At 61.3% G+C, this 13,533-nt stretch carries 10 protein-coding genes; 6 read left to right on the top strand and 4 right to left on the bottom strand.

The window, feature by feature from the left end; genetic code table 11:
* Window positions 1-86 precede the first annotated feature (86 nt).
* Window positions 87-3,593, top strand: coding sequence for a DNA polymerase III subunit alpha (locus R2855_18210; protein ID MEZ4532934.1), 3,507 nt, complete (start codon window positions 87-89; stop codon window positions 3,591-3,593).
* Here R2855_18210 and R2855_18205 read toward each other — a convergent pair.
* From R2855_18205 to glmS, 4 genes are read right to left on the bottom strand one after another with little or no spacing between them, the layout of a single operon-like run.
* Window positions 3,590-4,834, bottom strand: a complete 1,245-nt coding sequence (locus tag R2855_18205; protein MEZ4532933.1) for a hypothetical protein — start codon at window positions 4,832-4,834, stop codon at window positions 3,590-3,592. The genes R2855_18210 and R2855_18205 overlap by 4 nt on opposite strands.
* Window positions 4,827-5,444: an RdgB/HAM1 family non-canonical purine NTP pyrophosphatase gene (gene rdgB, locus R2855_18200; GenBank protein MEZ4532932.1), complete on the bottom strand. Its 618-nt coding sequence runs from the start codon at window positions 5,442-5,444 to the stop codon at window positions 4,827-4,829. Before rdgB ends, R2855_18205 begins: the two co-directional genes overlap by 8 nt.
* A complete protein-coding gene (locus R2855_18195; GenBank protein ID MEZ4532931.1) occupies window positions 5,441-6,235 on the bottom strand; it encodes a TatD family hydrolase in 795 nt (264 codons plus the stop codon). Before R2855_18195 ends, rdgB begins: the two co-directional genes overlap by 4 nt.
* A 15-nt stretch (window positions 6,236-6,250) precedes the next feature.
* Window positions 6,251-8,005, bottom strand: coding sequence for a glutamine--fructose-6-phosphate transaminase (isomerizing) (glmS, locus tag R2855_18190; GenBank protein MEZ4532930.1), 1,755 nt, complete (start codon window positions 8,003-8,005; stop codon window positions 6,251-6,253).
* A 412-nt stretch (window positions 8,006-8,417) separates the two neighbouring features.
* On the opposite strand from glmS, the gene purB reads away from it, so the two are divergent.
* From purB to purL, 5 genes are all read left to right on the top strand, one after another.
* Complete coding sequence (gene purB, locus R2855_18185) at window positions 8,418-9,728, top strand: adenylosuccinate lyase (GenBank protein MEZ4532929.1); 1,311 nt, start codon at window positions 8,418-8,420, stop codon at window positions 9,726-9,728.
* Entirely contained in the window at window positions 9,725-10,612 is an 888-nt protein-coding gene (locus tag R2855_18180; protein ID MEZ4532928.1) for a phosphoribosylaminoimidazolesuccinocarboxamide synthase, read from the top strand. The genes purB and R2855_18180 overlap by 4 nt, the downstream gene beginning before the upstream one ends.
* 48 nt (window positions 10,613-10,660) lie before the next feature.
* Window positions 10,661-10,906 (top strand): phosphoribosylformylglycinamidine synthase subunit PurS, encoded by a 246-nt coding sequence (gene purS, locus R2855_18175; protein MEZ4532927.1) that lies wholly within the window; start codon window positions 10,661-10,663, stop codon window positions 10,904-10,906.
* Between the two features lie 2 nt (window positions 10,907-10,908).
* Window positions 10,909-11,613 carry a phosphoribosylformylglycinamidine synthase subunit PurQ gene (purQ, locus tag R2855_18170; GenBank protein ID MEZ4532926.1) on the top strand — a complete coding sequence of 235 codons (705 nt, stop codon included), beginning with the start codon at window positions 10,909-10,911 and terminating at the stop codon, window positions 11,611-11,613.
* Window positions 11,614-13,533 (top strand): phosphoribosylformylglycinamidine synthase subunit PurL (gene purL / locus R2855_18165; protein MEZ4532925.1); only part of this gene is annotated, 1,920 nt, incomplete at its 3' end.

Below are 13,533 nucleotides of genomic sequence, written 5' to 3'. Positions count from 1 at the left end.
AGCTTCCGCTGCGGAGTAAACTTGAAACCAAAGCCCCGACGTCGCGGGGTCCCCGGCAATTGCCGGGCTAGAGACGAGTCACCCCTTTGCCCGAATTCGCTCACCTGCACCTGCACACCGAGTACTCGCTCCTCGATGGAATGGGTCGCATTCCCGAATACATCGAACAAGCGCAGGAATCAGGCATCCAGCACCTTGCGGTAACCGACCACGGCGTCATGTATGCCGCCTACGATTTCTACAAGCAGGTGTCGAAAGCTGGACTACACCCTATCGTGGGCATGGAAGCGTATTTTGCGGAAGGCAAAGCGGGCCCTCCTCCGCCTGACGCATCGGAAGCGGAACGGAAGGCGCGACGCAAGGCATACCATCTCCTCCTGCTGGCGGAAAACGAAACCGGTTACCGGAATCTGATGAAGCTCGCATCGCAAGCGAGCCTGAACGGCTTCTACTACCGGCCGCGGATCGATATCGACATGCTCGCCAGACACCACGACGGCATCATCGCCACCTCGGCATGCCTCGGAGGCCCTCTGGCGAATAACCTCCTCAACGAACGCCCTGATACTGCTCGTGACTATGCGGTGAAGCTGGCGGAGATCTTCGGGCGCGAACGGTTTTTCGTCGAGATTCAGGATCACGGCCTCAAGGAGCAGCTCCAGGTCAACCGGGACCTGATCTCGCTCGCGAAGTCGTTCGCCTTGCCGCTCGTGGTGACGAACGACGTCCACTACTGCAAGCAAGCGGATTCCCCAGCGCAAGAGCTTCTGGTCTGCATTCAGACGAACACCACGTTGAATGACCCCAAGCGGCTCAAGCCCGAAACCGACGAGCTCTACCTGAAGAGCCCGCAAGAGATGTGGAATCGGTTTGCAGAACTGCCCGATGGTCTGAAGAACTCGATGCGCATCGCGGAGATGTGCCAACTCGATCTCTCGCCTCAGGGCTTTCAGCTACCCGACTTCGATGTTCCCGCGGGGTATACGAACCACGAGTATCTGGAACACCTGGTGCGCGCGGGAGCCGCCGAACGATACGACCTCTCTGATAGCGATGTGGAAAACAGAATCGCTTACGAGCTGCGCGTCATCGGGAACATGAATCTCACCAACTATTTCCTGGTGGTGTGGGACTTCGTGCGCTTCGCCAAGGAGAACGACATTCCGGTCGGTCCAGGCCGCGGTTCCGCAGCGGGAAGCATCGTCACCTATTGTCTCGCGATCACGTCGCTCGATCCGCTCAAACACGGATTGATCTTCGAGCGGTTTCTCAACCCGGATCGTCTTTCCCTTCCGGATATCGATATCGACTTTGCGGACGATCGGCGCGACGAGGTGATCCAGTACGTCGTCGGGAAGTACGGCGACGATCGTGTTGCGCAAATCTCCACGTTTGGAACCATGGCGGCGCGCGCATCGCTGCGTGATGTCGGTCGCGCGATGGGCATGCCGTTCAGCGAGATCGACCGGGTGGCCAAGCTCATTCCGGCAGAACCGAAGATGACGATCGAAAAGGCGCTCGACCGCGTCGCCGAGCTCAACGACGTCCTCGAGGCCGACAAGCGCCTGCGCGAACTGGTCGACAATGCGAAGAAGGTCGAGGGCATCGCTCGCCACTCGTCCACCCACGCAGCGGGTGTGGTCATTTCTCGCGATCCGCTGATCGAGACGGTCCCGTTGCAGCGTGCGAGCGGCAAGAGCGAAGGCGAGGTCACCACCCAGTATCAAATGGGATTGCTCGAGGAAATCGGTCTTCTCAAGATGGACTTCCTCGGCTTGACCACCCTCACGATCCTTCGGCGGGCTGTCGATCTCGCGCGGCGCAAGTCACCCGACCTGACCATCGACGCGATTCCGCTGGAAGATGAAGAAGCATTTCTCCGTTTGCAGCAAGGCGACACGATCGGGGTCTTCCAGTTGGAAGGTGGCATGACCACCCGCATGACCACCGAGGTGGCGCCGAACTCGTTCGACGACCTCATTGCACTCATGGCGTTGATCAGGCCAGGACCAGCAGGAGGAGCCGCCGAGTTCTGCGACCGCAAGCATGGGCGCTCACCGGTGACCTACATGCATCCCGACCTGGAGCCAATCCTGAAGGGCACGTTTGGCATTGCGGTCTATCAGGAGCAGATCATGCAGATTGCGAACGCGATCGCAGGATTCTCCATGGCGGACGCCGATGGCCTTCGCAGCGCCATGGGCAAGAAGAAACAGGACTTGATGGAGTCCTATCGCAAGCCCTTCATCGAGGGCGCCGTCGCGCATGGCCTGACGGCGGCATTGGCCGACGAGCTCTATTCCATGATGGCGCGTTTCGGCGGTTATGGATTCAACAAAGCGCATAGCGCCGCGTACGCCGTGATCGCGGCACAGACGGCCTATCTCAAGGCGCACTATCCGGTCGAATTCATGTGCGCGCTCATGACGACCGATGGCGACAATCACGACCGGCTCGTTTCGGACGTGGCGCATGTGCGGCGGATGGGCCATGACGTATTGGGACCGGATATCAATCGCAGCGAGCTCGACTTCCAGCCGGAAATCGGGTCGAACGGCAAGGAATCGATTCGCTACGGACTGAGCGCCATCAAGAACGTCGGCAAGGGCGCGGCGGAATCGATTCTGAAGGCGCGGTGCGACCATCCCAATCAAGAGTTCGCCAGCCTGGAGGATTTCTGCTCGTCAGTCGACTGGACGAAAGTCTCCCGCAAAGTGGCCGATTCGCTGGCCAAGAGCGGCGCGCTCGACTGCTTCGGTCCGCGCAGCGTGATACTCAACCGGTTGGAACCAACGATCTCCGGCGCCATCGACCGGCAACGCGCGGCGGCCAAGGGTCAACTGGGCTTCGATATGCTCGGAGGCTCCGTCGCGAAACAAGTCGAGACGCCTGAATCGATCACCAGGAATCTCGAGCTTCCCTTGCGGCAGCGGCTGTCGTGGGAGCGTGAGTTGCTCGGAATCTACCTGAGCGACCATCCAGTAAACGACGTCTTGCAGCGCGTCGGCAGCTACGGACGACAGGTCATCAACGATGTGCACGACCGTTTTCCTGGCGATCGAGTGCGCATCATCGGTCGGGTCGACACATCACGGCGCTTCCTCACGAAAGCGAACAAGACAATGGCCATCATGGACTTCGAGGACATGACCGGGACGATCGAGCTCGTGGCATTTCCGGAGACCTATCAGACGTTCCAGGATGCCTGGGAAGTCGATAACGTCATTGAGGTCGAGGCCAAGGTCGACTTGCGTGGCGAAAAGCAGCAGCTGATCTGCGAGCGCGTATTCGATTCGATCGACGCCCTCGGCCCAAGACCCAGCCAGCGGCAGGTGCATATCGCGCTGGTGAGCGATTCGTCGGACGCAAACGCCCGTATCGACGAAATGCAGCGGGTGCTGCAGATCATCCGGGAACACGACGGTGACGATGAAGTCGTCGTCCACTTGCGTGTCGGCGAGGACGACCTGCCGATGCGCAGCCGGACCTTGAAGGTCGAGTGGAACGAATTGCTGCAGGCCGAGCTCCAGAACTTGCTCGGAGAGGCCTCGGTGTGGGTCGAGCCAATCCGCGATGCGGTTCTGGCGGCTTAGGCGCGAACTGGACTCGGCGCGGTCAACACCAATGGTCCAAGCTTTTTGAGCTCGGACCACAGGTCCACTGGATCATCGGACAGCACATAGATGACGTCTCTGGGCCGGGCGAGTCCCATGGCGCGACGCACCCCCTCGACCTCGGTTGTGACCGGAATTCCCATCGGAGGAAGCTCGTTCCGGCGGGCGCCTTCCATGGCGAGCGACGTGCGCTCGATATCGCTTGGGTCGTCGTCTGAGACGATCAGGAAGTTGCTGATTCGGCCCAGCAATCGTCCGATCTCAGCAGTGTCGGCAAGCACCGCGCCGCGCAATCCGCTGAACACTGTGAGCAGTCGGGCGCGATGGTAGTCGCGCAGAGCGCGCAACACCGGGCGCAGATGCCAGGAGGCCGACGGGCTGTCCAGAATAATCACCGAATTCCCCGAGGTCAGCACGTTGAACGAACCGGGAATGCTCTCGGGATCGCTGACAAAGGCGAGCAAACCTGCACGAATTGTGTCGGCGTCGATGCCCAACACGGTTGCCAGTGACGCGGCCATGAGCGTGTCGAAAACCATGAAGTTCGCGCAGCCATCGAGCGCGTAACGCAGTTCCTGTCTCTCGCAAAGCAGAAGAACGCGCCTGCCGTGTGAAACTGCCAGCTGGTCACCAGCAAGCCAGGCCAGGCTACTGCTCGTCTCGAGGTGTGATTCCGTCATCGGACCATCGAGCCCCAGGCCGACGAGCATGCGGTTGTGGCCGGAGGTCGAGAGATCGGCCGCGACGGCCAGGTCTTCACCGTTGAGAACCATCCAGCCTTGATTGACGACCGCCGTGAGCAACGCAGGCATGGCAACGTTGGCAAGGGCCGCATCACCTGCGAGCAGGCAATCCTCGCGATTGGCGCAGACGTTGGTCACTGCCAGCACTGGTAACCGCGGACCGGTCGCCAGCGTCGACGCCGTGGCCCAATCGACCTCACGAACTGCAATGTCGATCGCTCCCGATGCCAGACCGGACTCCACACCTTGCCACGGTCCCAGCTCTCCAACCTGACGCACGCCATCGATGTCGACTCCGTGGCTCGACCACGTGGCAACCCGCAGGCCAGCGGTTCGAAGAATCGACTCGAGGATCTTGGCGACGAGCGTTTTCCCGCGGGAACCGGCGACGACCACGACAGGTTGCAGGCCGGCGCTGGTTGCCCACGAACGCCATTCAGAAAAGCTCGCGAACTCCGGTGAGGTCCGACTAACCATGGGCGCCCGCACCACGAATTCGGCGTTCCAGGTCCGGCTTGATCTCGCGCACGGCGTTGCCGCGGTGGCTGACCAGATCCTTTTCCTGGTCGCTCAGCTCGGCCATCGATCTGCCATCATCGAACAGGAAGACCGGATCGTAACCAAACCCATTGGCCCCCTTCGGTATCGCTCCTATGACGCCAGAACAGGTTCCCTCCACCGTCGTGACGAGCCCGTCGGCGTCGGCAAGCGCAAGCCAGCAAACAAACCTGGCCGATCGATCTCCGCCGACGTTGCCATCCAGCAGCTTCAGGAGCTTCTCGATATTGCGAGCGTCCGAAGGCGGGCTGCCTGCGAATCGCGCCGATTCGATTCCCGGGGCTCCTCCCAGGGCTCGCACCTCGATGCCCGAATCATCGCCGAGCGTCAGACGGCCAGTCGCCTTGGCGACGGAGATCGCCTTTGCTTCGGCATTCTTCCGATATGACTCCGTTCCCTCTGGCGGCATCACCAGATCGAGTCCGGAAAGTCCCTCCACGCGAAACTCATGTCCCAATAGCCGTTCGAACTCGGCAAGTTTCCCAGCGTTCCCGGTGGCGATGAGAATTGGCAGCCGTTCATCATTCATTGCGCGGCACCGACTGGCGCGGACGCGACCAATTGGAATATCTCCTCGGCGTTGGCGGTCGTCTGCTCAGCGATACGTTCGATGGGGACAGCCAGCAGGTCAGCCAACGCCTGCGCGATGATCGGGATGTTTGCTGGGGTATTGCGCCGTTCTTTCACGCCGCGTGGCGTCAGATAGGGAGCATCGGTTTCCAGGAGCATCGAGTCCAGCGGTATCTCCCGAAGAGTTTCTCGCAAATCCGCCGAACCGGAGCGGGTCATCAGTCCGCCGATGCCGAACATGTCGCCCCGTCGAAGCGCGAAATCTCGTAGATGCGCCGATCCGTCGAATGAATGGAAAACCACTCGCACCGTCGGAAAGGCCTGGAGAATCTCGGTGAGCTCCGATTCGACATCGCCCCGCATGTGAACGATCACCGGTAGCGAGAACGACCGCGCGAGTTCGAGTTGATCGCGGAAAGCAGCCTTCTGTGACGAGCGATCGACCCATTCCCGGTAGTAGTCGAGTCCAGTCTCGCCAATCGCGACTGGATTCGTCGCGTCGAGCAAATGTTCGAGCTCAGTTGCCACATCGTTCGACCAGCGGTCCGCTGAGTTCGGATGCATCCCGAGCGCGTAGGAAACGTCCGGATGCTGCTCAGCCAGGGCGAGCGACCTCGCCCAGCTCTCCGGTTCGTATCCAATATTGATGAAACGGCGGACTCCAGCCGCGCGCGCGGCCTCGATGACCTGCGGCAAGTCTTTGGCGAACGCATCGTCATCGAGATGACCATGCGATTCGACGAATTCCATTGTGTTCCTCCGGCGTCACTTCACTGTGACGCTCTTGGCAAGATTTCGCGGCTTGTCGGGATCATTCCCACGAAGCAGCGCTGCATGATATCCAAGCATTTGGGCCGGCAGCGCCTGGACGAGCGGGGCAGCGTCCCCAACATCTGGTGTTGGCAACCACGCATCGAACACCGGGTCGTCAGCCGGGCCGATACCAATGATATGCCCACCACGCGCTTTCAGTTCCATTGCCCCGGAAATGATGTCCGCGTGGGTTTCGTCGTTCGGGGCATAGACGACGCATGGCGTGCCGTCCTGCACCAGCGCGATCACCCCATGCTTGAGTTCTCCCGCCGCGAATCCCTCCGCATGAATATAGGAGACCTCTTTGATCTTGAGGGCGGCTTCCAGCGCGGTCGGGTAGGACAATCCACGGCCAATCACAAAGAGGTGCTCGGCCTCGTAGATGTCCCGCGCGATCGCCCGCACGCGATCGATCCATGCCGGCGACAGCATGTGGCGCATCCCTGTCGCGGCCTCCTGGACGAGATCTCGCCCGACCTCGGGCGTTCCAGCCAGCACATGAGCCGTCATGAGCAGCGTGGCAACTTTCGCGGTATACGCCTTGGTCGAAAGCACGCACTGCTCCGGACCGGCCCCGAGATCGACCCGGATATCCACCATCCGCCCGAGGGTCGATCGGGGGGCATTGACCACCCCAGCCAGCGTTGCTCCCCGCGCTCGCGCCGCCAGCATCGCTTCGATGATGTCGGCCGTTTCACCGCTCTGTGAAAACGCGATCGCGAGTGAACCCGGTTTCAGAAAATGCTCGTAGTACTTGAACTCAGATCCTGGGGCGAAATTGACATGACGCGAAACAATTCTGCTAAAGAGATACGACCCGGTCAGGGCCGCATACGACGCAGTTCCACACCCGACCATATACGCGCCGTACGATTCCCGGATCGCATTGGCCAGCGCGTCGATCTGCTCCCCGGCAGAATCGACGAGGCGCTCGAGGACGTCGGGCTGCTCGGCCATCTCTTTTGACATAAAATCGGGAAAACCGGCGAGTCCGTCTCGCCGCTCGTCCACCGAGATCGGCGCCCAACCATTCGTCCCGGAGAGATGCGAAATCGAAACTCCATCCATGGAAAGCGTGGCAACCTCGCCATCCTCGAGATAGTGGATCTCGGTCGCATGTCCGGCGAGCGCTATCTCGTCTGAGGCAATGGTGACCTTGCTGCAGTTGCGCCCGACGACGAGCGGCGACGTGCGTTTCATGGCAATCATCGTTTCCGACGCAAGGTCGAGCACGATCACCGCTCCGAGTCCATCGAGACGGGCGAAGACGCGCTCCAGCGCCTCCTGCGGCGATGCGCCCGAAGCGCGCTCATCCTCGATCAGGTGCGCGATCACTTCGCTGTCGGTTTCCGAGCGAAGGGTATGCCCCTTCGCCTCGACCTCGTTTCGAAGTTCCCGAAAGTTCTCGACGATGCCGTTGTGTATGACAGCGATCGAACCTGAGCAATCGAGGTGGGGGTGGGCATTGGCGTGGGTGACGGCGCCATGTGTTGCCCACCGCGTATGCCCGAATCCGATTCCCGCATCTGGAAAATCAACCGATGCGACCGAGATTTTCCCGGTCGTTTTCGTCAGCGCCAGTTGGCCGTCGACTCCGACCGCCATCCCCCAGGAGTCGTATCCCCGGTATTCCAGCGTCTTCAGCGCCGCAAGAATCGCCGATCCGACATCCGTCGATTCGCCAACATACCCGAAGATCCCGCACATCGATCTGCGCTCCAGTCACATGGGCGCTCCGCCGCAATTGCGTGCGCCAAAGCAAGCGCGAGCAAAGGCGAATTTCCTTCGCTCGGCCAACAATTCGGTTCTCGATGGAGCGAGTGGGCTAGGGGCAGTTCGAAAGGGCCTCTGTCGATCCGTTACCGAATCGGTTTGCTCCTTGCGTAACGACTCTGCCAGCCGGGAAGCGACCCGCCGAAAGGTTCGATGCGCTTCCACCTCGTCAACCTGCGTCCTCCGAGCAGGTCCAGGCGCTAATCGATTGGAGACATCCGACGTCCCCCGCTCCGTTCTGTCCGCGAGTGTACGCATCTCGCGCCCGATTGGCAATGGAAAACGGTATACTCTGGTTGCCGATGCAGGCATCCCCGTTGGTTCATTCGGAAAGGGCAACGCAATCGTGATCGGCCGGTACACCAGGCCCGAGATGGGAGCGGTGTGGAGTGACGATCACAAGCTGCAGGTCTGGCTACGCGTCGAGCTCGCGGTCTGCGAGTCCTGGCATCGGCGTGGCCGAATTCCCGATTGGGCGATCGAAGCGATCCGTGGCGCCAGTTGCGATCTCGAGCGCATGCAAGAGATCGAACGCGAGACCGATCACGACGTCATCGCCTTCTTGCGCGCCACCGGCGAAACCGTTGGGGAGGCCTCGCGCTACATCCATCTCGGCCTGACCTCGTCGGATGTCGTCGACACCGCCTTGTCCATCCTGGTGCAGGAGTCCTGCGCCATCCTCGAGACCGACCTCGAACGGCTGATCGAGGTCGTCGGGCGGCAGGCGGTACGCTACCGCAACACCCTCATGATTGGCAGAACGCACGGCGTCCATGCCGAACCCACCACCTTCGGCCTGAAGTTGGCCGTGTGGTACGACGAGCTTCGCCGGCAGCTCGAGCGGCTTCGTTTCGCCCGGGAAGAGATGCGGGTCGGCAAGCTCTCGGGAGCGGTCGGAACCCATGCGCACGTTCCTCCCGATGTGGAGGACGAAGTCTGCGAGACCCTGGGCTTGCGACCAGCCCCGGCCTCGACCCAGATCATCCAGCGTGACCGGCATGCGTTCTTCCTCTCCGTGCTGGCTGGAATCGGCGCTACGATCGAAAAGCTCGCGGTCGAGATTCGCCATCTCCAGCGGACAGAGGTCCGCGAAGTGGAAGAACCATTTGGCGAGGGCAATCAGGGAAGCTCCGCCATGCCGCACAAACGCAATCCGCATGAATCGGAACGACTGAGCGGGTTGGCGCGCCTCCTGCGGGGCTACGCCGTGACCGGTCTCGAAAACGTGGCACTCTGGCACGAGCGTGACATCAGCCACTCCTCGACCGAGCGGGTGATCTTTCCCGACGCGTGTATCGTGCTCGACTACTCACTCGATCTGCTCACCGAAATTCTCGAAGACCTGACCGTCAACGAAGATCGCATGAAGCAGAACCTCGATCTCACCGGCGGACTCATCTTCTCGCAACGTGTCATGTTGGGGCTCGTCGATGCCGGCATCGACCGGCAGGTGGCATACAAGCGGGTCCAGGCGCACGCCATGGACAGCTGGCTGAACGGTTCGAACTTCGAAGAGGCGGTGCGTACGGATCCTGAGATCGCCAGCCGGGTGAGTCAGGAGCAGATCACCGAACTCTTCGATCCCTACCAGCAGTTGGGGCATGTCGATGCGGTTTTCGAACGCCTCGGTCTGAACGAGCCAGCGGTGAGCACGTGACCGGCGCAGTCGCAACTCAGCTCCTCGATTCGCTTCCGCTCGTGCGCCAAGGCAAGGTTCGCGACTGCTATCTGCTGGGCGACGATCTGCTCTTCGTCGCAAGCGACCGCATTTCCGCATTCGATGTCGTCCTTCCCAGCGCGATTCCTGGCAAGGGCGCCGTACTCAACCAGCTTTCGAATTTCTGGTTCGAGAAAACGCGAGACATCATTCCCAATCACGTCATCCAGTGCGGACTGCCGGATTCGGTCGAAACCAGCGACCACGCATGGTTCGACGCTCGTTCCACCCTGGCGAAACGAGCCGACCGAATCGACTTCGAATGCGTCGTCCGCGGCTATCTCGCCGGTTCCGGTTGGAAGGAATACCGATCTACTGGCGGCATCGCTGGGCACGAACTGCCGGTTGGGTTGCTGCAGGCCGCGCAGTTGCCAGAACCGATCTTCACGCCCGCAATGAAAAACGACATCGGTCACGATGAGAACATCACCGTCGAACGGTTGCGCGATCTTGTCGGCGCCGACCTGGCCAGCCAGTTGGAGCGCGCGAGCATCGAGCTCTACACCTTCGCGGCAGCACATGCCGCAACGTGCGGGATGCTGCTGGCAGACACCAAGTTCGAGTTCGGAATGATTCAGGGGCAGTTGACCGTCATAGACGAAATGCTGACCCCCGATAGCTCACGTTACTGGGATGCGTCGACGCATTCTCCTGGCCGCGAGCCAGAGAGCTTCGACAAGCAATATGTACGCAACTGGCTCGATTCCACCGGTTGGAACCACGAGCCACCGGCCCCCGTCCTTCCGGACGATGTCATCACTGGCACACAACAACGCTATATCGAAGCATTCCAACGTCTCACCGGACACGATCCGGTCTTCTGAGAGGAGCGCCTTACGAACGAGAAGTCGCATTCGATTTGGCAGGTCGATGTGCTCGTCATGCCGAAAGCCGGTGTCAACGACCCGGAAGGGGAGGCTATCCGTGGCGGACTGCACAGCCTTGGCTATTCAGGCGTGGAACGCGTGCGCGCTGGCAAGCACTATCGGTTGCGGCTCGACGCGCCAGCGGCCGACGCAGCCCGCGCCACCGCAGAAGAAATGGCCGAGAAGCTGCTTGCCAATCCCGTCATCCAAACCTATGTCATCGAATCGGTGACAGAGGCGTCGGAGCTCTAGGCATGTCGTCGCAGATCGGCGTTATCACATTTCCCGGCAGCAATGGCGATCAGGATTCGTTCGACGCCTTCGCCCTGAACCTGTCGGCGCCAACGCGGATGATCGACTATCGGGAGACCGACCTCTCCGGGTTGGCCGCCATTGTGTTGCCGGGCGGGTTCTCGTATGGCGATCACCTGCGTTGCGGAGCGATCGCGCGATTCGCGCCGGTCATGGAGTCGCTCAAGGACTTTGCAGAGGGGGGCGGTCCCGTGCTGGGACTCTGTAACGGCTTCCAGGTCCTGACGGAGGCGCATCTGCTTCCAGGGGCGCTCCTTCGGAACGAATCGCTCAACTTCCATTGCCGATGGGTGAACATCCGGGTCGAAAACGCGCGAACCGCATGGACGCATGAATTGGCGAAAGGTGATGTGCTGAACCTCCCGATTGCGCATGGCGAAGGCGCCTATTTTGCCGATGACGCCACGCTCGACAGGCTCGAAGCCAACGGTCAGGTGGTTTTCCGCTATTGCGAAGCCGATGGCACGGTCAGCCCGGGCGCCAATTTCAATGGCTCGGTGCGTTCGATCGCCGGTGTTTGCAACGAGAAGGGTAATGTCGTCGGCATGATGCCCCACCCGGAACGGGCTTCCGATCCACTCCTCGGGCCCACCGATGGACTCAAGATCCTCACGTCCGCGCTCGAGTTTCTGAATGTGGGGGTGTAGGTGACGACGTCGACCACCGGCGGATCGATTCCGGAAGGCGCCTGGCGAGAAGTCGCGCTCAGCGACGACGAGTATCGCCGTATCCTGGAGCTGCTCGAAACGCGCGAGCCAACACCCGTCGAGCTTGGCATGTTCGGTTCGATGTGGAGCGAGCACTGCGGCTACAAGCACACCCGGCCCATTCTCGGCCGCTTGCCGACCAAGGCCGACTGGGTGCTGCAGGGACCGGGTGAAAACGCTGGCGCTATCGACATCGGCGACGGTCTCGCTGCCGTCTTCAAAGTCGAGTCACACAATCACCCAAGCGCGGTCGAACCCTATGAAGGGGCCGCAACAGGCGTCGGCGGTATCGTGCGTGACATCTTCACCATGGGCGCGCGCCCGGTCGCCATCCTGAACTCCCTGCGGTTCGGGCCGCTCGATCAACCGCGAAACCGTTACCTGTTCACGAATGTCGTCGCCGGTATCGGCGGCTATGGCAACTGCCTCGGTATTCCCACCGTCGGCGGCGAGGTCTTTTTCGATCCGTCGTTCTCTGGAAATCCGTTGGTCAATGCAATGTGCATTGGCATCGTGCCGGCCGATGGCATCGTGCGCGCAAAGGCTTCCGGCGTCGGCAATCTGATCATGCTGATTGGGGCCGACACCGGTCGCGACGGCTTGCACGGAGCCACCTTTGCATCGGTCGACGACCCAGAAGCCTCACATCGCGGAGTCATCCAGGTGGGCAACCCGTTCCTGGAAAAGTTGCTTCTCGAGGCATGTCTCGAGCTGCTGCAGACGGGCGCGGTCGTGGCTATGCAGGATCTCGGCGCGGCGGGGCTGACCAGCTCGACGGTCGAGATTGCCAGTCGCGGGGGAGTCGGGGCGGAAATCGATGTCGCCAAGGTTCCCCGACGCGAATCGGGCATGACACCGTATGAAGTCATGATGAGCGAGAGCCAGGAGCGGATGCTGCTGGTGGTCACGCCCGAAGCTGCAGACGAAGTCAATCGCATCGTGCAGCGCTGGTCACTGCATTCTGCCGTGATCGGCACCGTGACCAACGATGGCATGGTGCGCGTCCTGGACGACGGCGTGATCGTTGCCGAGGTCCCGGCCGAGTTCTACACCGATGCCTGTCCGACCTATGTGCGCTCAGCGGCTGAGTCTCCGGAGATCATCGCTGCGCGCGAGACCGATCCGCGCCGGCATCCCGACATCGAATTGCGGCACGTCGGCGAGATTCTGCTCGAGCTGCTCGCGTCTCCGAATATCGGATCTCGGCGTCCGATCTACGAGCAATATGACCACACGATCCAGACCAACACGGTCGTCGCTCCCGGTGAGGGAGACGCGGCGGTGCTGCGCATCAAGGGATCGCAGCGAGGCATCGCCAGCGCGATCGACTGTAACCCGCGCTATTGCTATCTCGATCCATATGTCGGCGCCATGCATGCTGTGGCCGAAGCCAGCCGAAACGTGAGCTGCTCCGGAGCGACGCCACGGGGCGCCACCAACTGCCTCAACTTTGGCAACCCGCAGAAACCAGCTGGTTACTATCAGCTCGACCGCGCCGTCTCCGGGCTGGCCGATGCCTGCCGCGCGCTCGATGTGCCGATGGTTGGAGGCAATGTCTCCCTTTACAACGAAACCGCCGCGGCCCCGATCAAGCCAAACCCGACCGTTGGTGTCGTCGGGGTCTTTGACGACGTTCGACGCCACGCGACCATGAAATGGACGCCAGGCCAGTCGATCTATCTTGTGGGCGACAGCGCTCCGTCCCTTGGCGGCAGCGAATACCTGAGCCTGCGGTTTGGAGAGGTCGTCGGGACTCCACCGGCGCTCGATCTCGACACTGAATCGGCCGTGCAGGCCGCCGTTCGATCAGCCATCGAGCAGGGTTTGACAGTTACGGCGCACGACCTGGCACTCGGCGGG

This window comes from Thermomicrobiales bacterium (assembly GCA_041390825.1).
In the GTDB taxonomy this organism is placed as follows: Bacteria; Chloroflexota; Chloroflexia; order Thermomicrobiales; family UBA6265; genus JAMLHN01.
Note: the sequence above shows the minus strand (reverse complement) of the source record. Positions and strands in the feature narration are given on the sequence as shown.

What these genes read in the sequence shown, in the direction of transcription:
- rdgB (MEZ4532932.1), bottom strand. Translation starts at nt 5,444, where the DNA reads ATGAATGATGAACGGCTGCCAATTCTCATCGCCACCGGGAACGCTGGG.
- glmS (MEZ4532930.1), bottom strand. Translation starts at nt 8,005, where the DNA reads ATGTGCGGGATCTTCGGGTATGTTGGCGAATCGACGGATGTCGGATCG.
- R2855_18195 (MEZ4532931.1), bottom strand. Translation starts at nt 6,235, where the DNA reads ATGGAATTCGTCGAATCGCATGGTCATCTCGATGACGATGCGTTCGCC.
- R2855_18205 (MEZ4532933.1), bottom strand. Translation starts at nt 4,834, where the DNA reads ATGGTTAGTCGGACCTCACCGGAGTTCGCGAGCTTTTCTGAATGGCGT.
- purQ (MEZ4532926.1), top strand. Translation starts at nt 10,909, where the DNA reads ATGTCGTCGCAGATCGGCGTTATCACATTTCCCGGCAGCAATGGCGAT.